The 19,639-nt window shown below is 60.4% G+C and carries 17 protein-coding genes; 10 read left to right on the forward strand and 7 right to left on the reverse strand.

All coding sequences use genetic code 11. The annotated features are described in order from the left end of the window. Positions 1-11 precede the first annotated feature (11 nt). The 5 genes from AC1D2Q_RS18895 to rarD all read left to right on the forward strand — a co-directional run bounded on the left by AC1D2Q_RS18895 (position 12) and on the right by rarD (position 5,740). On the forward strand, positions 12-752 hold the full coding sequence (locus tag AC1D2Q_RS18895; protein WP_477814165.1) for a ComF family protein: 741 nt from the start codon (positions 12-14) through the stop codon (positions 750-752). A gap of 63 nt (positions 753-815) precedes the next feature. Then, positions 816-1,580 carry a TOBE domain-containing protein gene (locus AC1D2Q_RS18900; RefSeq protein ID WP_477814166.1) on the forward strand — a complete coding sequence of 255 codons (765 nt, stop codon included), beginning with the start codon at positions 816-818 and terminating at the stop codon, positions 1,578-1,580. 72 nt (positions 1,581-1,652) lie between these two features. After that, complete coding sequence (locus AC1D2Q_RS18905; RefSeq protein WP_477814167.1) at positions 1,653-3,554, forward strand: PhoX family protein; 1,902 nt, start codon at positions 1,653-1,655, stop codon at positions 3,552-3,554. 163 nt (positions 3,555-3,717) lie between these two features. Then, a complete protein-coding gene (locus tag AC1D2Q_RS18910) occupies positions 3,718-4,692 on the forward strand; it encodes a serine/threonine protein kinase (protein ID WP_305410333.1) in 975 nt (324 codons plus the stop codon). Between the two features lie 160 nt (positions 4,693-4,852). After that, positions 4,853-5,740: an EamA family transporter RarD gene (rarD, locus tag AC1D2Q_RS18915; protein ID WP_064620806.1), complete on the forward strand. Its 888-nt coding sequence runs from the start codon at positions 4,853-4,855 to the stop codon at positions 5,738-5,740. Positions 5,741-5,955: 215 nt separating this feature from the next. Here rarD and AC1D2Q_RS18920 read toward each other — a convergent pair whose 3' ends face one another. After that, positions 5,956-6,474, reverse strand: coding sequence for a glycine cleavage system transcriptional repressor (locus tag AC1D2Q_RS18920; RefSeq protein ID WP_007936467.1), 519 nt, complete (start codon positions 6,472-6,474; stop codon positions 5,956-5,958). A gap of 504 nt (positions 6,475-6,978) precedes the next feature. Between AC1D2Q_RS18920 and AC1D2Q_RS18925 the strand changes: the two genes are divergently transcribed. Beyond that, entirely contained in the window at positions 6,979-9,156 is a 2,178-nt protein-coding gene (locus tag AC1D2Q_RS18925) for a malate synthase G (protein ID WP_477814168.1), read from the forward strand. A 64-nt stretch (positions 9,157-9,220) separates the two neighbouring features. Here the strand turns inward: AC1D2Q_RS18925 and AC1D2Q_RS18930 are convergent, their stop codons facing one another. Further along, positions 9,221-9,667: a response regulator gene (locus tag AC1D2Q_RS18930; protein WP_477814169.1), complete on the reverse strand. Its 447-nt coding sequence runs from the start codon at positions 9,665-9,667 to the stop codon at positions 9,221-9,223. Positions 9,668-9,932: 265 nt separating this feature from the next. Here AC1D2Q_RS18930 and AC1D2Q_RS18935 point away from each other — a divergent pair, with 265 nt between their 5' ends. The 3 genes from AC1D2Q_RS18935 (at position 9,933) to AC1D2Q_RS18945 (ending at position 13,368) form a co-directional block, all read left to right on the forward strand. Then, the gene (locus tag AC1D2Q_RS18935; protein ID WP_477814170.1) at positions 9,933-11,873 is read left to right on the forward strand and encodes a putative nucleotidyltransferase substrate binding domain-containing protein; all 1,941 of its coding nucleotides are present in this window, start codon (positions 9,933-9,935) and stop codon (positions 11,871-11,873) included. Further along, positions 11,870-12,577, forward strand: coding sequence for a 3'-5' exonuclease (locus AC1D2Q_RS18940; protein WP_477814171.1), 708 nt, complete (start codon positions 11,870-11,872; stop codon positions 12,575-12,577). Before AC1D2Q_RS18935 ends, AC1D2Q_RS18940 begins: the two co-directional genes overlap by 4 nt. Positions 12,578-12,738: 161 nt before the next feature. Continuing rightward, positions 12,739-13,368, forward strand: coding sequence for a glutathione S-transferase (locus AC1D2Q_RS18945; protein ID WP_477814172.1), 630 nt, complete (start codon positions 12,739-12,741; stop codon positions 13,366-13,368). Between the two features lie 210 nt (positions 13,369-13,578). Here AC1D2Q_RS18945 and creD read toward each other — a convergent pair whose 3' ends face one another. The 4 genes from creD to rloA2 form a co-directional block, all read right to left on the reverse strand. Then, positions 13,579-14,949 carry a cell envelope integrity protein CreD gene (gene creD, locus AC1D2Q_RS18950; protein WP_477758724.1) on the reverse strand — a complete coding sequence of 457 codons (1,371 nt, stop codon included), beginning with the start codon at positions 14,947-14,949 and terminating at the stop codon, positions 13,579-13,581. A gap of 119 nt (positions 14,950-15,068) precedes the next feature. Then, positions 15,069-16,496, reverse strand: coding sequence for a two-component system sensor histidine kinase CreC (gene creC / locus AC1D2Q_RS18955; protein WP_477814173.1), 1,428 nt, complete (start codon positions 16,494-16,496; stop codon positions 15,069-15,071). Then, positions 16,496-17,185, reverse strand: a complete 690-nt coding sequence (creB, locus tag AC1D2Q_RS18960; protein ID WP_477814174.1) for a two-component system response regulator CreB — start codon at positions 17,183-17,185, stop codon at positions 16,496-16,498. Before creB ends, creC begins: the two co-directional genes overlap by 1 nt. Before the next feature lie 59 nt (positions 17,186-17,244). After that, positions 17,245-17,751, reverse strand: a complete 507-nt coding sequence (rloA2, locus tag AC1D2Q_RS18965; protein WP_019580694.1) for a retropepsin-like aspartic peptidase RloA2 — start codon at positions 17,749-17,751, stop codon at positions 17,245-17,247. A 276-nt stretch (positions 17,752-18,027) separates the two neighbouring features. Between rloA2 and AC1D2Q_RS18970 the strand changes: the two genes are divergently transcribed. Next, positions 18,028-18,912, forward strand: coding sequence for an acyltransferase (locus AC1D2Q_RS18970; RefSeq protein ID WP_477814175.1), 885 nt, complete (start codon positions 18,028-18,030; stop codon positions 18,910-18,912). Between the two features lies 1 nt (position 18,913). Here AC1D2Q_RS18970 and AC1D2Q_RS18975 read toward each other — a convergent pair whose 3' ends face one another. After that, a complete protein-coding gene (locus AC1D2Q_RS18975; RefSeq protein WP_477814176.1) occupies positions 18,914-19,528 on the reverse strand; it encodes a DUF2780 domain-containing protein in 615 nt (204 codons plus the stop codon). Positions 19,529-19,639: the final 111 nt, after the last annotated feature.

Below are 19,639 nucleotides of genomic sequence, written 5' to 3' on the forward strand. Positions count from 1 at the left end.
AAGGAAGACTCATGCACTGTCAACCACGATACGAAGGACCGGTTTACATCTGGTTAAAAAACAAACAATCCTGTTTGCTCTGCTCAGAGGTCGCGGACGACACCATACCGATCTGCATGGCCTGCGAAACCGAGCTGCCCTGGTTGGGCGATCACTGCCAGACCTGCGCCCTGCCCTTACCTGCCACGGGCCTGACGTGCGGCCAATGCCTGAAACAACCGCCAGCTTTCGAGCGAGTCGCCGCGCCCTGGACTTACAGCTTTCCCGTCGACAGTTTGATCACCCGCTTCAAGCACAGCGCAACATGGCCGTTTGGCCGCCTGCTCGCCGAACTTCTTGCTCAGTTCCTGCAACATCGCTTCGATGAAGATCTGGATCGGCCCGACACGCTGATACCGGTACCGCTGGCCCCCAAGCGGCTGCGCCAGCGGGGTTTCAACCAGGCGGCGATGCTCGCCCGCTGGCTCAGCGCCGGCCTCGACATTCCTTGCGATGAAACGCTGTTGGTGAGGACTCAGGACACCAGCGCGCAACAAGACCTTAATGCCGACGCACGTAAAAAGAACCTGCGCCACGCCTTTGCCCTGGCGCCCGAGGCTTCGGTCAAAGGTCGCCACTTCGCACTGGTGGACGATGTGCTGACCACCGGCGCCACCGCACAGGCCCTGGCCCGGCTGTTGATGGCGGCGGGTGCGACGCGGGTCGACGTCTACTGCCTGGCCCGTACCCCCAAACCTGGCGATGGGGCCTGACTTGACTCCCGCACGCCAAGCCGCCAACGTCCCATCCATCGCCACAGCCCAAAGCGCCTTGCCATGTCCTTGCCTACGTTGTTGTCCCAGCACATTGTCCGTCGTCCGCAACGCATTGCGTTGCTGCAACACGTCGCCGAACAGGGCTCGATCACCCGCGCCGCAAAAAGCGCGGGTTTGAGTTACAAGGCTGCGTGGGACGCCATCGACGAGCTGAACAACCTCGCGCAGAAACCACTGGTGGAGCGCAGCGTTGGTGGCAAGGGCGGTGGTGGCGCCAAATTGTCCAGCGAAGGCGAGCGCGTGTTGCGCCTGTATCAAAAGCTGCAAGCGTTGCAAGCTCAGGTTCTGGAAGCCGCTGAAGAGGCCAGCGACCTGGACTTGCTCGGTCGGCTGATGCTCAGAACCAGCGCGCGCAATCAATTGCACGGCAAGGTCGTGGCGATCGATGCACAGGGGCGCAACGACCGGATCCGCCTTGAACTGGCCGAAGGCTTGCTCATCGACGCGCAGATCACTCACGACAGCACCCTGCGCCTGGAGCTGGAAACGGGTACCGAAGTGGTCGCACTGATCAAGGCCGGCTGGCTGGAACTGCTTGGCATCGATCAAGCTGCAACACATGGCAACAATTGCCTGAAGGGCACGATCGAAGAAATCCTCGACGCCGAAGACAGCCCCAGCGAAGTGCGCATCGGCCTGCCCAATGGCCAGACACTTTGCGCCCTGGCCGAGCCACTGCACCTGAAAACCCTCGGGCTTGCCGCCGGTAAACCGGTGCAGGCGCAGTTCGCGCCATCGAACATCCTGCTGGGTACACCGCTCTAGCCTGTAGGCGCTGCAACAAAAGCTTCATCAACCGCCCTTAAGGTGGCTGCAAAAACCCGCAGGGAGCCTGATGTGAGCCTATTAGAAGACAACCAACCCACCGACCTCGAAAAAATGGTCGGCCTCAGCCGTCGTGGCTTCATCAGCGCCGGCGCCCTCTGCGGTGCGRCGATGTTTCTCGGTGGCAACCTGCTGAGTCGCAGCGTGCTGGCCGCCAGCGTCAGCGCCGGCTCCAGCAAACTGTTGGGTTTCGACAGCATCGCCGCCGCCACCACCGACACCATCACCCTGCCGCCGGGCTACAAATCCTCGGTGCTGATCAGCTGGGGCCAGCCACTGCAAAAGAATGGCCCGGCATTCGACCCTAGCGGTAACGGCACGGCCCAGGCTCAGGAAGTCCAGTTCGGCGACAACAACGACGGCATGAGCCTGTTCGAATTCCCCGGTGACAAAGATCGGGCGCTGATGGCGATCAACAACGAATACACCAATTACCGCTACCTCTACCCCCACGGCGGCATGCCGCAATCGGCGGAAGATGTGCGCAAGGCGTTGGCCTGCGAAGGCGTGTCAGTGATCGAAGTGCAGCGCAAGAACGGCCAGTGGCAGTTCGTCCRGGGCTCGCGCTACAACCGGCGCATTCACGGTAATGCGCCGATCAAACTGAGCGGCCCCGCAGCGGGTCACGACCTGCTGAAAACCAGTGCCGACAAACACGGCAAGAACGTCCTCGGCACCTTCCAGAATTGCGCCAACGGCAAAACGCCGTGGGGCACTTATCTGACCTGCGAAGAGAACTTCACCGACTGCTTCGGCAGCAGCAATGCCGAGCAAAAATTCGACGCCGCGCAGAAACGCTACGGCGCAGTGGCAACCAGCAAAGACATCAACTGGCATCAACACGATCCACGCTTCGACTTGGCGAAAAATCCCAACGAACTCAACCGCCACGGCTGGGTGGTGGAAATCGACCCGTTCGATCCGCAATCGACGCCGGTCAAACGCACCGCGCTGGGCCGCTTCAAACATGAAAACGCTGCCCTGGCCGAAACCAGTGACGGTCGCGCCGTGGTGTACATGGGCGACGACGAACGTGGCGAGTTCATCTATAAATTCGTCAGCCGCGACAAGATCAACCACAAAAACCCCAAAGCCAACCGCGATCTGCTGGACCACGGCACCTTGTACGTGGCGCGTTTCGATGCGGGCGACGGCAACGCCGATCATCCGAAAGGCCAGGGTCAGTGGATCGAACTGACCCACGGCAAAAACGGCATCGACGCCAGCAGCGGCTTTGCCGATCAGGCCGAAGTGCTGATTCATGCGCGTCTCGCAGCCAGCGTGGTAACCGCCACGCGCATGGACCGCCCGGAATGGATCGTCGTCAGCCCCAAGGACGGCCAGGTTTATTGCACCCTGACCAACAACGCCAAACGCGGCGAAGAAGGCCAACCGGTGGGCGGCCCGAACCCACGCGAGAAGAACGTCTACGGGCAGATCCTGCGCTGGCGCACCGACCGCGACGATCACGGTTCGAATAGCTTTGCCTGGGACCTGTTTGTGGTCGCCGGCAACCCGGGCGTCCATGCCGGAACGCCGAAGGGCGGTTCGTCGAACATCACCCCGCAGAACATGTTCAACAGCCCGGACGGCCTGGGCTTCGACAAGGCCGGACGCTTGTGGATTCTGACCGACGGCGACACGAGCAACGCGGGCGACTTCGCTGGCATGGGCAATAACCAGATGCTGTGCGCCGACCCGATGACCGGCGAGATCCGTCGTTTCATGGTGGGGCCGGTGGGCTGTGAAGTGACGGGGATCAGCTTCTCGCCGGATCAGAAGACCTTGTTTGTCGGGATTCAGCATCCGGGGGAAAACGGCGGGTCGACATTCCCGGAACACCTGCCCAACGGCAAGCCGCGGTCTTCGGTGATGGCGATTACCCGCGAGGATGGCGGGATCGTCGGCGCCTGACAGGGCCTCTTCGCGGCAAGTCTCGTGCCTACTGCAGGAGCAAGGCTTGCCCGCGAAAGCGTCAGCCCAAACAACACTTACCTCAAGCCCACCCCCTAAAGAGGCCCCGTCTGCGCTACCATGCTTGGCCGGACGCGGCAGCCTGCCGCGCGCAGGAGTCAGCATGGCCCACCCGTTTGAAACCCTCACCCCAGACCTCGTGCTCGATGCCGTCGAAAGCATCGGCTTTCTCAGCGACGCGCGCATTCTGGCGCTCAACAGCTACGAGAACCGTGTCTATCAGGTCGGCATCGAAGACTCCGAGCCGCTGATCGCCAAGTTTTACCGTCCGCAGCGCTGGACCGACGAAGCGATTCTCGAAGAACACCAATTCACCTTCGAACTCGCCGAGTGCGATATACCGGTGGTCGCGCCGCTGATCCACAACGATGAAAGCCTGCACGAACACGCCGGATTCCGTTTCACCCTGTTCCCTCGCCGGGGTGGTCGCGCACCGGAGCCGGGCAACCTTGATCAGCTGTATCGGCTGGGCCAATTGCTGGGGCGTCTGCATGCGGTCGGTGCTACAAAGCCGTTCGAGCATCGTGAAGCGCTAGGGGTGAAGAATTTTGGCCATGACTCGCTGACCACCTTGCTCGAAGGCAATTTCATCCCGCGCAGCCTGCTGCCGGCCTACGAGTCCGTGGCCCGCGACCTGCTCAAGCGCGTGGAAGAGGTCTATCAGGCCACGCCGCACCAGAACATCCGCATGCATGGCGATTGCCACCCCGGCAACATGATGTGCCGCGACGAAATGTTCCACATCGTCGACCTCGACGACTGCCGCATGGGCCCGGCGGTGCAGGATATCTGGATGATGCTGGCGGGTGACCGTCAGGAATGTCTGGGGCAATTGTCGGAACTGATGGACGGCTACAGCGAATTCCATGACTTCGACCCGCGGGAACTGGCACTGATCGAACCGCTGCGCGCCTTGCGCCTGATGCACTACAGCGCCTGGCTCGCCCGCCGCTGGGACGACCCGGCCTTCCCGCGCAGCTTTCCCTGGTTCGGCACCGAGCGCTATTGGGGCGATCAAGTGTTGGCGTTGCGTGAGCAATTGGCTGCGTTGAATGAAGAGCCGTTGAAACTCTTTTGACGCCGCGCCCCTTGCAGGAATGAGGCTTGCCCGCGAAAAGATCGATGCGGGCTACCCGGCAAACGGCGTTAAAGTTCTTCGCGAGTAAGCCTCGCGCCTACAAAAGTCATGACACATCTATACAATCCCCACTTTGTTAGCTGCCTAAGCAAGGATTCTCATGCAAGCCGCCAACCTGCGTCGCGGGTACATCCTGGGCCTGAGTGCCTACATCATCTGGGGACTTTTCCCGCTCTACTTCAAAGCCATCGCCAACGTACCCGCCGTGGAGATCATCATCCACCGAGTGCTTTGGTCCGCGTTGTTCGGCGCCTTGCTGTTGCTCGTCTGGAAACATCCCGGCTGGTGGCGTGAGCTGCGTGAGAATCCACGGCGGCTGGCGATCCTGGCCCTGAGCGGCACGCTGATCGCGGCCAACTGGCTGACTTACGTCTGGTCGGTGAACAACGGACGCATGCTTGAGGCCAGCCTCGGTTACTACATCAACCCCTTGGTAAACGTGCTGCTGGGGATGCTGATCCTCGGCGAACGGCTAAGGCGCATGCAGTGGATCGCGGTGGGGCTGGCGGCGGTCGGTGTCGCGCAGCAAGTGTGGCAGGTCGGCAGTCTGCCGTGGGTGTCGCTGGTGCTGGCATTGACCTTCGGCTTCTACGGTTTGATCCGCAAGCAGGCACCGGTCAAGGCGTTGCCGGGGCTGGTGGTGGAAACCTGGATGCTGGTGCCGATAGCTGTCGCCTGGCTGCTGTTCAACCCGACGGCGACCAGCGCGCAAGCCGCATTCTGGACCAGCTCCGAAGCCTGGTGGCTGGTAGCCGCCGGTCCGGTGACGTTGGTGCCGCTGGTGTGTTTCAACGCCGCTGCACGGCACTTGCCCTACACCACCCTCGGATTTCTCCAGTACCTGGCGCCGACACTGGTGTTGTTGCAAGCCGTTCTGCTTTTTGGCGAGCACTTATCATCCAGCACGCTGGTGGCGTTCATCTTTATCTGGGCAGGTCTGGCGGTATACAGCGTCGACGCGTGGATAAGTCTGCGCCGCCGCAGCTGATCAGAAAACGTACAAACCTCTACAGGCCACGTCTCCCGTGGCCTGCATCCATCCTTCCCAAGGTTATCCACAGCGTGATCCCCGGCGTTTGTGCGCAAGTCACTGAAACTGCTGGTTTTTTGATCAAATCCTGAAGAGGCCCGGCCGGCGTGGGCTGGCGGGGTGTCTCTACAGGTTATCCACAGGCAGGTGCACGTATAACTTGGATAACCTGTTCAAGGTTCGCTGCGCAGCACCAATTCGACCATCAGATCGTCGGCCAGGGTTTCCAGGCGCGATTGCAGCACCTCCAGCGACAAGGTCAGGGGCACCGCGAGAATTGCTTCGGCATGGAACAACGGCTCACTGCTCATTGGCGCCGGACGCACTTCGGTCACCAGCCGCTCCAGGCTCACCCCTTGCTCACTCAGCAGACGCGTAATGTCCCGCACAATGCCCGGACGATCATTGCCCACCAGTTCCATGGCAATCGGCTTCCAGGTGCAGGATTGTTCGATGCTGCTTTCGGCGATCATCACGCGGATGCCCTGGGTCGACAGCCCCTGTAGGGCGTCTACCAGTTCATCGTAGGCTTCGGCCGGTACGCCCACCCGAAGAATCCCGGCGAACTGCCCGGCCATGCGCGACATGCGGCTTTCCAGCCAGTTGCCGCCGTGCTCGGCAATGCATTGGGCAATGCGCTCGACCTGCCCGGGCTTGTCCGGGGCGAATACCGTGAGTACGAGATGGTCCATGGCGCAGCCCTCTTGTCATGACTTTTGTTATGGAAAGGCAAGTATAGGCAAGGGTGAGACGGGCGCCGTGGCAGGTCCGAATTCGATGTCGTATCGCCTGGCGAAGAAGACACCGCCGATCCGACGGCCAACAATAAATCGTGTACAAGTTTTTATATTTAGCTGGAACAATCCAATAGTTTTTTGAGAACATCCCGTTCCCCGACATGACTGCAATGCGTCATGGGGTCGCAGAACGACGTAATTAGTCTAATTTTCACAACCGCAATTCATCATGTAGTATGCCGCAGCGCGCACTACATAACGTTGGATCGATGTCTGCCGCAGGCACACTCGCAACCCTGAAAGCCCCGTCAGCAAGGCCGCAACGCCGTTGATCGGACCGAACCCAGCCGCCAGCAATGGCATGTACTGGTAGAAGGGTTTGTGGTTTAAATGGCCAGAGGCTTGATTGTTAAATTGAAGAGCTGAAAAGCGAAATAGCTGAGCAGAGTGAGGCAAGCAATGACTGAACACGTTCAAGTCGGTGGCCTGCAGGTCGCCAAAGTCCTGTTCGACTTCGTGAACAACGAAGCCATTCCCGGTTCCGGCCTCACCGCCGACACGTTCTGGGCCGGTGCCGACAAGGTCATCCATGACCTGGCACCGAAGAACAAAGCCCTACTCGCCAAACGCGATGATTTCCAGGCTCGCATTGATGCCTGGCACCAGGCTCGTGCAGGTGTTGCGCACGATGCGGTGGCCTACAAAGCCTTCCTGCAAGACATCGGTTATCTGCTGCCAGAAGCGGCCGATTTCCAGGCAACGACGCAAAACGTCGATGACGAAATCGCCCGCATGGCCGGCCCACAGTTGGTGGTGCCGGTAATGAACGCGCGTTTCGCGCTCAACGCCTCGAACGCCCGCTGGGGTTCGCTGTATGACGCGCTCTACGGCACCGACGCCATCAGCGAAGCGGATGGCGCGGAAAAAGGCAAAGGCTACAACAAGGTGCGTGGCGATAAGGTCATTGCCTTCGCCCGCGCCTTTCTCGACGAAGCCGCGCCATTGGCTGCCGGCTCCCACGTCGACTCCACCGGCTACAAAATCGTTGACGGCAAACTGGTTATCGCGCTCAAAGGCGGCAGCAATACAGGCCTGCGCAACGATGCTCAACTGATCGGTTTCCACGGCGATGCAGCGGCTCCGACCGCGATCCTGCTGAAGAACAACGGCCTGCACTTCGAAATCCAGATCGACGCCAGCACCCCGGTCGGCCAGACCGACGCGGCCGGTGTCAAAGACATCCTGATGGAAGCCGCGCTGACCACCATCATGGACTGCGAAGACTCGGTTGCCGCGGTCGATGCCGATGACAAAGTGGTGATCTACCGCAATTGGCTCGGCCTGATGAAGGGAGATCTGTCGGAAGAAGTCTCCAAGGGCGGTCAGACCTTTACCCGCACCATGAACGCCGACCGCACTTATACCGCCGTCGATGGCAGCGAACTGAGCCTGCACGGTCGCTCGCTGTTGTTCGTGCGTAACGTCGGTCACCTGATGACCATCGACGCGATCCTAGACAAAGACGGCAACGAAGTGCCGGAAGGCATTCTCGACGGTCTGGTGACTTGCCTCGCGGCGATCCACAGCCTCAACGGCAACAGCTCGCGCAAGAACAGCCGCACCCGCTCGGTTTACATCGTGAAGCCGAAGATGCATGGCCCGGAGGAAGCCGCGTTCACCAATGAGCTGTTCGGTCGCATCGAAGATGTCCTCGGCTTGCCGCGCAATACGCTGAAAGTCGGGATCATGGACGAGGAGCGTCGTACCACGGTCAACCTCAAGGCCTGCATCAAGGCTGCCAGCGAGCGCGTAGTGTTCATCAACACCGGTTTCCTCGACCGCACGGGCGATGAAATCCACACCTCCATGGAAGCCGGCCCGATGGTGCGCAAGGCCGACATGAAGGCCGAGAAGTGGATCAGTGCCTACGAGAACTGGAACGTCGACATCGGTTTGAGCACCGGCCTGCAAGGTCGTGCCCAGATCGGTAAAGGCATGTGGGCCATGCCCGACCTGATGGCCGCCATGCTGGAACAGAAAATCGCTCACCCGTTGGCCGGTGCCAACACCGCCTGGGTTCCATCGCCGACCGCTGCTGCGCTGCACGCGTTGCACTACCACAAGGTCGACGTGTTCGCCCGTCAGGCCGAGCTGGCCAAACGTGCGCGTGCTTCGGTGGACGACATCCTGACTATCCCGCTGGCTGTGAATCCGAGCTGGACTGCGGAACAGATCAAGAACGAACTGGACAACAACGCCCAGGGCATTCTCGGTTACGTGGTGCGCTGGATCGACCAGGGCGTAGGTTGCTCGAAAGTGCCGGACATCAACGACGTCGGCCTGATGGAAGACCGTGCGACGCTGCGTATTTCCAGCCAGCACATCGCCAACTGGCTGCGCCACGGCATCGTTACCGAAGCGCAAGTGATGGAAAGCCTCAAGCGCATGGCGCCGGTGGTTGACCGTCAGAACGCCAACGACCCGCTGTACCGCCCGCTGGCCCCGAACTTCGACAGCAACATCGCCTTCCAGGCGGCGGTCGAGCTGGTGGTCGAAGGCACCAAACAGCCGAACGGCTACACCGAGCCGGTCCTGCACCGTCGTCGTCGTGAGTTCAAGGCTGCCAACGGCCTTTGAGTAAACGCTGACGCCGGACGTGAAAAAGCCCTGATCGAGAGATCAGGGCTTTTCATTTGTGCCGCTACACATCCATCCCCAGCTCATGCTTGACCAACTCAAGCAATTTTTCGCTATCGATGGGCTTGAGCAAAAAGTCCACGACGTGCAAATGCATGGCTTCGATCGCATCCTTCACGTCGGCGTCGCCGGAAACGATGATGATCGGCAACGCCGCACGTGGCGATTCCCGCACCTGGCGGATCAGCTCCAGGCCATCGACGTGCCCCATCCGCAGGTCGGTAATCACCAGACCGATCGATGACTTCTCTTCCAGCATTTTGAGCGCCGTTTCGCCACTGGCCGCCGTCATGCAGTAAATGCCATCGAGCCCCAGAATTTCCGACAGCAATTCGCGGGCATCCTTATCGTCATCGACGATCAGCACCCGCTGCGGCGGCAAGTCTGGTTCCAGCATGATGGCGCTGAGCGCTTCGCGCTCGGCATCACTCAAAATATCGTGGTCGGACATGGCGTTCTCAACGTTTTCGATGCGATCCCTGATACAGGGTGTCAGACATCGCTCAGCAGACTTCAATGTGCACTTCGTCGGAAACTTTTCCAATAGACAATGTAGGAGGTTTTTCCCACCGTTGTGTCAGACATTTCCCATATTCCGGCCGCTGCACTGCCTACCTAGACTTACGTCCAATGGGCACCCTGCCCGCAGGGGTCGACCATGCCTGGAACGATCTGACACAACGATCCGACACAACCATCAGAAAAAGACTGCGGTAATGGTTATGAGTAAAGCGGACGCCTTCACCCAGGCAGGGAAAACCGCGGTATTGCAGAACATCCAGGGCACTTTGCAATTCCTGCAGCGCTTCCCACCCTTCAATCAGATGGAAAACGCCCACCTGGCCTATCTGGTGGAGCAATGCCAGCTGCGTTTTTATGCCCCCGGCGAGAGCATCATCAAACCTGCCGATGGCCCGATTGAGCATTTCTACATCGTCAAACAGGGCCGGGTCGTGGGGGAACGCCCGCACACGGCCAAGGGCGGCACCGAAACCACTTTCGAAATCACCACCGGCGAGTGTTTCCCCCTTGCCGCGCTGCTGGGCGAACGTGCAACCCGCACCGAACATCTGGCGGCCGAAGATACCTTTTGCCTACAGCTGAATAAGCTCGCGTTCATCAAACTGTTCGCACTGTCCAACCCGTTCCGCGACTTTGCCCTACGTGGTGTCAGCAGCTTGCTGGACCAGGTCAATCAGCAAGTCCAGCAAAAAGCCGTGGAAACCCTCGGCACCCAGTATTCGCTCAATACCCGGCTGGGCGAGTTGGCCATGCGTCACCCGGTTACCTGCAGCCCGATCACCCCCCTGCGTGAAGCGGTGACGCTGATGCACGATCAGCAAGTCGGCAGCATTGTGGTGGTCGATGAACAAAAGGCGCCGCTGGGCATTTTCACCCTGCGCGACTTGCGGCATGTGGTGGCCAACGGCACCAGCGATTTCAATGAATCCATCGAGCGGCACATGACCCGGGCGCCGTTTTTCCTGACGCCGGACCACAGTGCCTTCGACGCAGCGATCGCCATGACCGAGCGACACATCGCCCACGTCTGCCTGGTCAAGGATCAGCGCCTGTGCGGCGTGGTTTCGGAGCGTGACCTGTTTTCCCTGCAAAGGGTCGATCTGGTGCACCTGGCGCGGACCATCCGCAGCGCCCAACGGGTAGAGAACCTGGTAGCGATCCGCGGCGAAATCGGCCAATTGGTCGAGCGGATGCTGGCCCACGGCGCGTCCTCGACGCAGATCACCCATATCATCACCCTGCTCAACGACCACACCGTGTGCCGGGTGATCGAACTGGCCTTGGCGGAGAAAGGTGACCCCGGCGTGCCGTTCAGTTGGCTGTGCTTCGGCAGTGAAGGCCGCCGCGAACAGACGCTGCACACTGATCAGGACAACGGCATTCTGTTCGAAGCTCGCGATGCGGCCCACGCCGCCGAGATTCGCGGCAAGTTGCTGCCCATCGCCCAGCAGGTCAATCAGAGCCTGGCGCTGTGCGGCTTTACCTTGTGCAAAGGCAACATCATGGCCGGCAACCCCGAGCTGTGTTTGTCCCGGGTCGAGTGGGCACGACGCTTTGCGGCGTTTATCCGCGAGGCAACGCCGGAAAACCTGCTGGGGTCGAGTATCTATTTCGATCTGCGCGTGGTCTGGGGCGATGAGCGAGGCTGTGAGCAACTGCGCCGAGGCATTCTCGATCAGGTCGGCGACAACCGGTTGTTCCAGCGCATGATGGCCGAGAACGCCCTGCGCAACCGTCCGCCCGTAGGACGTTTTCGCGAATTCGTGCTGGCGCGCAAGAATGGCGAGAAAGCCACCCTCGACCTGAAACTCCAGGGCCTGACTCCATTCGTCGACGGCGCGCGAGTGCTGGCCCTGGCCCACGGCATCGACGCCAACAATACCCTGGAGCGCTTTCGCCAACTGGTGGAAAAAGAAGTCATCGAACAGCTGGACGGCGCGGCCTATGAGGAGGCGTATCACTTCATCCAGCAAACCCGCATGCAGCAACATCAGCTACAGACCCGAGAGAACTTGCCCTACTCAAACCGGGTCGATCCCGACAGCCTCAATCATCTGGACCGACGCATCCTGCGAGAATCCCTGCGCCAGGCCCAACGCCTGCAAAGCAGCCTGACCCTGCGGTATCAGTTATGAGCCTGTTTTCATGGCTGCGCCCGGCCAGTCCCGTTTTGCCCGGCGAACTGCAACACCGTCTGCAGCGCTTGCCGGCCGTGGCCCAGCTGAGCGACTGCAGCCTGCGCGAGCAACGCTGGGTGGTGCTCGACCTGGAAACCACCGGGCTGAATCTGAACAAGGATCGGCTGCTGTCCATCGGAGCCGTGGTGATCGAGGACGGCGCGATCGACTTCAGTCAGCAGTTCGAACGCACGCTGCAATGCACTGAACTCAAACTCGGCCCCAGCGTGTTGATTCATGGGCTGGGCCCGAGCGCCATTGCCGCGGGCAGCGACCCGGTGCAGGCCTTGCTCGAGTTCATGGAGTTTGTCGGCGACAGTCCGGTGCTGGCGTTTCATGCGCCGTTCGACCAGCACATGCTCGGGCGTGCGCTGAAAGAACATCTGGGTTACAAGCTGCAGCATCCGTTTCTGGACGTGGCAGACATCGCCCCGCTGCTTTGCCCCCAGGCACACTTTCGCGAGGCCGGGCTGGATGAGTGGATCGACTGGTTCAAGCTGGAGGTCTTCGAACGGCATAACGCCAGCGCCGATGCCTTGGCAACGGCGGAGCTGATGCTGATTTTGTTCAGCCGGGCGCGACAGCAGCAGATTCATAGCCCGTTGAACCTGCAGCAGCGGCTGAGTCAGTGGAAGCGGCGGCGGCAAGCGCCTTCTTTCTGAATCAGCGGCGCCTGTTCTGACGCCTTCGCGGGCAAGCCTCGCTCTTACAGGGATTGTGCTGTTCACGAAATCGGCAAACGACACAATTGCTGTGGGAACGAGCTTGAGCTCAAACACCAAAGCGCTATGCTCCCGACACTGCCCATGATCGAGATGCCGCCATGTCCGCCCCCAGCATGACCTTGTTCCACAACCCCGCCTCGCCCTTTGTTCGCAAAGTCATGGTGCTGCTGTACGAGACCGGCCAAACGAACCGCGTGGCGCTGCAAGCCTGCCAGCTCACGCCGGTCAGCCCGGATCAGGCTCTCAATAAAGACAACCCGCTGGGCAAGATTCCGGCGCTGCGCCTGGCCGACGGCAATGTGTTGTACGACAGCCGGGTGATCCTCGATTACCTCGATCACCAGCACGTCGGCAATCCGCTGATTCCTCGTGAAGGCTCGGCGCGCTGGCGGCGCTTGACCCTGGCTTCTCTGGCAGACGGGATCATGGATGCCGCCGTGATGATTCGCTATGAAGTGGCCCTGCGCTCACCGGAGAAACATTGGGACGCATGGCTCGACGGTCAGCGCGACAAGATTCGTCGCGCCCTGGCGCTGTTGGAGGCCGATGCGATTGCCGAGCTGACCAGCCATTTCGATGTGGCAGCGATCAGTGTGGCCTGTGCCTTGGGTTATCTGGATTTGCGCCATCCGGATCTGGAATGGCGCAAGGAAAATCCAAAGTTGGCCGAGTGGTATTTCGAAGTGAGTCAGCGGCCTTCGATGATCGCGACGATGCCCAAGGCTTAAATCTTCGCTGGCTGTACCGGCCTCATCGCAAGCCGGCTCGCTCCCACAGGGGATTTGTGTTGTTCACACAATAGGTGCGCAACTGAGTTCCAATGTGGGAGCGAGCCTGCTCGCGATGGCACCACACCGGATCTGACGGAAATAACTGGCAAATCCGCGTCGCCAACACCTCACCCACTCGCTGATCCTCGCGCAACCCCAACCACCGGCTCATTCCACGGCACCTATATCAAAGTCCAAGGGCTTCGCGGTTTTCTGCCCGATCCCGTACCAGTCCAGCTTGCGGGTCAGCACCATGAACACACCCAGTAGCCCGAACAACAACAGCGAGCCCATCAACAGCGCGTAATCCTCGGCGCTCAACAAGCCGTAAAGCAGCCCGTATAACGCCGCCAACCCCGCCGAAAAACTCAAACCGTGACGCACGCTGCGCAGCACATGGCAGACATAAAAACCGATCAACGCCACACAGCTACTCGCCGACAGCAGATACGCAAGGGCAAAGCCGATGTGTTCGGACAGCGACAGCAGCAACAGGTAGAAGAACGCCAGCGCTACCCCCACCAAGGCGTACTGCACCGGGTGCACCGCCAGGCTTTTCAGCACTTCGAACAGGAAGAAACCGGCGAAGGTCAGGACGATGAACAGCAATGCGTATTTGATTGCCCGGTCGCTTTTCAGGTACTGGTCCACCGGGTCGATGAAACTCACGCCGAAACTGCGACCGCTGAACGCCTCGCAATGACCGCCCGACACGCAACTGTTCAACGCTTCTTGCAGGTTGGTGGAGAAAAACGAGGTCTGCCAATTGGCCGTAAAGCCCTGATCGGTGATTTCCCGCTGGGCCGGCAGGTAATTGCCGATGAAGCTGGGGTGAGGCCAATTGGCCGCCAGTGAAACCTTGCTGGTCTTGCCCACCGGCAGAACCTGTAATTGGCCGGTGCCTTGCAGACGCAAGTCGAAACCGAAGGCCAGCTCCGTGGCCTGTTGGGTGTCCAGCGCCGGCAACGTCACATGCACACCCTCGCCCAGCCAGCCCACCTGGCTACCCGGTACAAAATCCAGCTTCTGGCCATTGAGTTCGAGTTTCAGCGCATTCTCGATGCCGCGAATGTCGCTGATGCCAACGGCCAGGAACGGCTGATCGAAGCGGTAATCGGCGAAGTCCTCCTTGATGCCCAGCTGTGCCGGAACCGAAAAATGCCCGCTGATGCGGTTATCGGCATGGAACAGTCGCGCCTCGTAGATACCCCGGGCGCGCAGCTCCGTCTGGACCTGGCCGTCGAGTTCGAAACGCTCCGGCAAGAAATACAAACGCCCGCGCTCCTCGCCGACATCCTGATAACGCTGGTTGGTTTTTTCGTTGGTTTTCCAGGTGCGCACCGTTTTGCGATAGGGCACCACCATCAGCGGGCCGCTCAATTGCTGGCTGTAACTGGAACTGCGGGCGATGTCTTCGAGTACACCGTCACGCAGTTGCTGGCGCTCCTGGATCACGCCGTTGATCATCAGTAGCGGGATCAGCAGCAACAGAATCAGCAGGGCTATTGCCCCGAGTTTTAGGGTCAGGCTTCGGTTCATGGGACTCTCCCTGTTTGGATGGGGAAAGTCTGGATTGGGTATGTGGGGGTTTTGTGGGAAGAATGTGGAGAGTGTGTGGAATTTGCGCTCGGCGCAGGAGCTGCCGAAGGCTGCGATCTTCAGCGGCCTGAAGGCAACCGCAAACGCACTTGAACACCGCCGTCGACGTTGCCGATACTCATCACACCACCATGCAACTTGACCACTTCCTCAACGAAGTTGAGCCCCAAACCGGTGCTCTTGCGTCCACTGTCCGGACGCGGCAGCGAGTAGAAACGCTCGCTCAAACGCGGCAGCGCATAGTCGGGAATCGCCTCGGCCTGGTTGAACAGCCTGAACTCAATCTGCTCACCGACTCGTTCGGCACAAAATCGCAGCACGCCATGCGCTGGGGTGAAGTCCAGGGCATTCTCCAGCAGATTGCCCAGCGCCTGGCGCAATAGAAACGGCTCGCCAAGCAGATTCAGATCCGCTGCAATTTGCCGTTCCACACGCAACTGCCTGCCTTCGATTCGTGCAGCCTGGGCGCTCAACAGTCCTTCCACCAAGTCCGCCAGCGGCACCGCCACCCGCTCCTCCAATCCTTGGCGTTGTTCGACCTGCGCCAGGTTCAGCAGTCGTTCGATCAACTGCTGCATGCGCGCGCTTTCGCTGTCGATGTTACTGACGAAGCGCTGCTGCTGGGCCGGCGGCATCTCGCCTTGCAGCAGCTCCGCCGCGCCACGAATCGCCGCCAGCGGGCTTTTCAATTCATGGGTCAGGGTGTGCACATAACGCTCGACGTAGGCTTTGCCTTCGAGCTGAGTGCGCATGTGCTCCAGTGCCGTGGCCAGTTGCTCCAGCTCGCCGCCGCGGTAATGCGGCACCTCGACCCGGCGGCCTTCACTGACGGCCTGGGCATAGGCCGTCAACCGCCGCAGCGCCGCGCTCAGCCACCAGGACAACAGCGCACCGAACAACAAACCGAGGCCGATCAGCCCGGCGCCATACACCAGCAATCGCCGCTCGGTGCGATCGACGTAAGGCTGCAGTGAGCTGTTGGGTTTGGCCACCGTCACCACGCCGATGATCTGGCCGTTATCGCGAATCGGTGCCCCGACGTGCATCACCGACGAGTTCGAATCATCGGGGTTGCTGCGCGTCGAACGCGCGCCGTACTCGCCACGCAGGGTCAGGTAGACGTCGTTCCAGCGCGAGTAGTCCTGGCCCACCGCAATCCCGCTGGAATCCAGCACCACGATGCCCTTGGCATCGGTGACGTAAATGCGGTGGTTGACCTGATTCTTCGACAGTCCCCAGATTTTCGCCTTCGGCTGGCGCTCGCCATAAGCCTTGAGCAACTCGGGCCAGCGGTTCTGGCTGAGGGTGCCGGCCTTGAAGTCGTCGCGCAGGATTTCGGCCATCAGGTTGGCGGTGTCCACCAGGGTTTCTTCGGTGGACTGGCGTACACCGGGACGGATTTCTTCCATCACGGTGTTGAGCACGAAGTAGCCGGTCAGGCCGATGAACAGCACGTAGACCAGAAAAATCCGGATCCCCAGTGACATCAGCTGTGCCCCGGGCTGTAGCTGTAGCCGAGGCCGCGATGAGTCTGGATCGGCTCGGCGTCGGCCTTCACCAGGCGCAATTTGGCGCGCACGCTCTTGATGTGGCTGTCGATGCTGCGCTCGTAACCGGCATCGGCGGCCACGCCCAGCGCATCGAGCAATTGCTCGCGACTGAAGACTCGCTCAGGTTGTTCCAGCAGGCATTGCAGCAAACGAAACTCATGGCGAGTCAGGCTCAGCGGCTGGTTGCGATAGCTGATCTGCACCCGTTCGCCGTCGACGCGAAACAGCGCTGAAGCCACCTCCGACACCTCCGCCACCGGTCGTGGCGCCATGCGCTTGAGAATCGCCCGGACCCGCGCCGCCACTTCCCGAGGGCTGAACGGCTTGACCACATAGTCGTCGGCGCCGATTTCCAGGCCCACCACGCGGTCGATCTCGGCGTCACGGGCACTGAGGAAAATCACCGGCACGTCGCTGAAACGCCGCAACTGCTTGCAGGTCTCGAAGCCGCTGATATCCGGCAGACCGATATCGAGAATGATCAGGTCGGCGGGCGTGGCGCGCTGATGTTCGAGCGCCGCCGCGCCAAGGCTCAACCAGGTGGTGGTGAAGCCCTCGCCCTGCAAGGCGAAAATCAGGGTGTCGGCAATCGCCGCTTCGTCTTCGACAATCAGGATATGAGGCATGGCGTCCGAGCCCGCAAGTTAAGTGGGCGAACGGTGCCCCAAGGCTGATTCGCCGTCAATCAGCAGTCGGGTTTGTCGGCTGTAAAGCGACGCGCCGGGTTCACTGCCGCGCCGAATTCGCGCAGGGCCTTGGCGCCGATCAGCAGCGGGTAGTTAAAGCTGCTGCGGTCGGTGAGGTTGACCTCGACGGTGCGCTTGACGTTGCCCAGGCACAGTTCCAGATCGACCACTGGGCGTTTGGTCACTTCGCTCACGACCTTGTCTTCATCTTCTTCATCGGCACGGTTCTTGATCTTGCTGATCCGCGCAACCTTATGTTCATAGACCTTGTTGCTCGCGCCTTTGGTGGCGAGGCGAAAGCGCACCCACTCGTCGCCGTCGCGGGTGAAGGTTTCGATGTCTTTGGCCGACAGCGACGCGGTCAGGGCGCCGGTGTCCATTTTGGCCTTGAGGACTTCACCGCCGATTTCCGGCAGCGCGATGTATTCATAACGCCCGTACAGGGTCGGCTCGGCGGCCAGGACCGGCAGGGCCACGAGGGTAAGCAGTGCAAGGAGAGATTTCACGTAAGGGGCTTCCTTGGAGAGTGGACAGCGGGATTTTAGAACCGCTGCCTTTGAATTCGTTCGATATCAGCGTAGGAGCTGCCGAAGGCTGCGATCTTGTGATCTTGATTTCGACGGACGCTGAAATGGCCAAAATCAAAAGATCGCAGCCTGCGGCAGCGCCTACAGAACTTTTCCAGCATACCGCCGCGAAAGTGAAACATTCGTCACCACCGATTTGGCCTGCCAACCGAAGCTGCTTATCATGGCGCGCCCACACGCTTTCAAGAGTTACCTATGCGCCGCCTGCTCACCGGCTGTTTCGTTACCCTGCTGCTATTGCTCAACACCCTGGTCCTGTTCGGGCCCTTGATGGTGTTCGCGCTGCTCAAACTGCTCCTGCCGGGGCACTTTCGCGATTACGCCTCGTGGGCGGTGATGTGGATTGCCGAAACCTGGGCCGAGATCGACAAGCTGATCTTCCGCCTGTGCATTCCTACTCAATGGGACATTCGCGGCGGCGATGAGCTGCGCGGCGACACCTCGTATCTGGTGATTGGCAACCATCAGTCCTGGGTCGATATCCCGGCGCTGATCCAGACGCTGAACCGGCGCACACCGTTCTTCAAGTTCTTCCTCAAGAAAGAACTGATCTGGGTGCCGTTCCTGGGCCTGGCCTGGTGGGCGTTGGACTATCCGTTCATGAAGCGCTACAGCAAGGCGTTCCTGGAGAAGCACCCGGAGCTGGCCGGCAAGGACCTGGAGATCACCAAACAAGCTTGCGAGTTGTACAAGCGCCAGCCGGTAACCGTGGTCAACTACCTGGAAGGCACCCGCTACACCTCGGCGAAAAGCGCCCAACAACAGTCACCGTTCACCCACCTGCTCAAGCCCAAGGCGGGCGGTGTGGCGTTTGTGCTGGCGGCGATGGGCGAACAGCTGGACGCCATTCTCGATGTGACGGTGGTGTATCCGCAGCAGAAGATTCCGGGGTTCTGGGATTTGCTCAGCGGCAACGTGCCCAAGGTGATCATCGACATCCACACCCGCGAACTGGACCCGGCACTGTGGCAAGGCGATTACGAAAACGATCCGGTGTTTCGCGAAACAATCCAGAACTGGGTCAACCAGCTCTGGATCGAGAAGGACCGGCGCATCCAGGCGCTACGCGCCGAGGGCTGACTCAGCTACCGGCGCCTGTGCCCCAGATCCCGCCGAGGTTTTGCAGCAACGAACCGGCAACGCCTTGCTGACCGAGGTATTGCAGGATCACCGGGGCAAACACGCCGACCATCCCGGTGTCCATGCCCAAAGCGCTGAAGGCGTTGTTCAGGTCCTTGGTGTCCTTGACGTTACCCAGCAAGCCATTGAGCAACGCATTCTTGTCCGAACCGGCGCCAAGCAGCCCACCCAATCCGGTCAGGCTACCCATGGCACTGTTGCCGGCGATCTGAGCGAGGCCCGGCACATTTTTGCTCAGCTCGGAGAAGTCCTGGCCGCTGAGCTGATTCCTCGCCAGCCCCAGCATCGCACCGGCACCGCCGATGGCCTGCTCGGGGGTAATGTCGAGCTGCGAACCCAGGGTATTGAGCAAACCGGCCGCCTTGGGCGCCGCCGCCACGATGCCATCGACATCATCGGCCTCGACACCCTCGACATCATCGTCGTCCTGTATCGATGACACCGCCTTGACCGCATCGCTAAGGCTTAACTGTGCAAAGGCCGGGCTGGCGGCCAGCGTCGTCAACGAAGCGACAGCCATGAGCGATGCCAATGCAAAACCGCGTGAAACGTTCATCCAGACATCCTCTTGTGCCACATGAAGACCGCCCGGTAACAGGAGCGGTAAAACTGCCGATTTGACCGGGGTTTGCGGGGCATTGTTCCTTGCGGGGTTAGCCATTTTTAC

It is taken from the genome of Pseudomonas sp. P1_A1, from assembly GCF_056406935.1.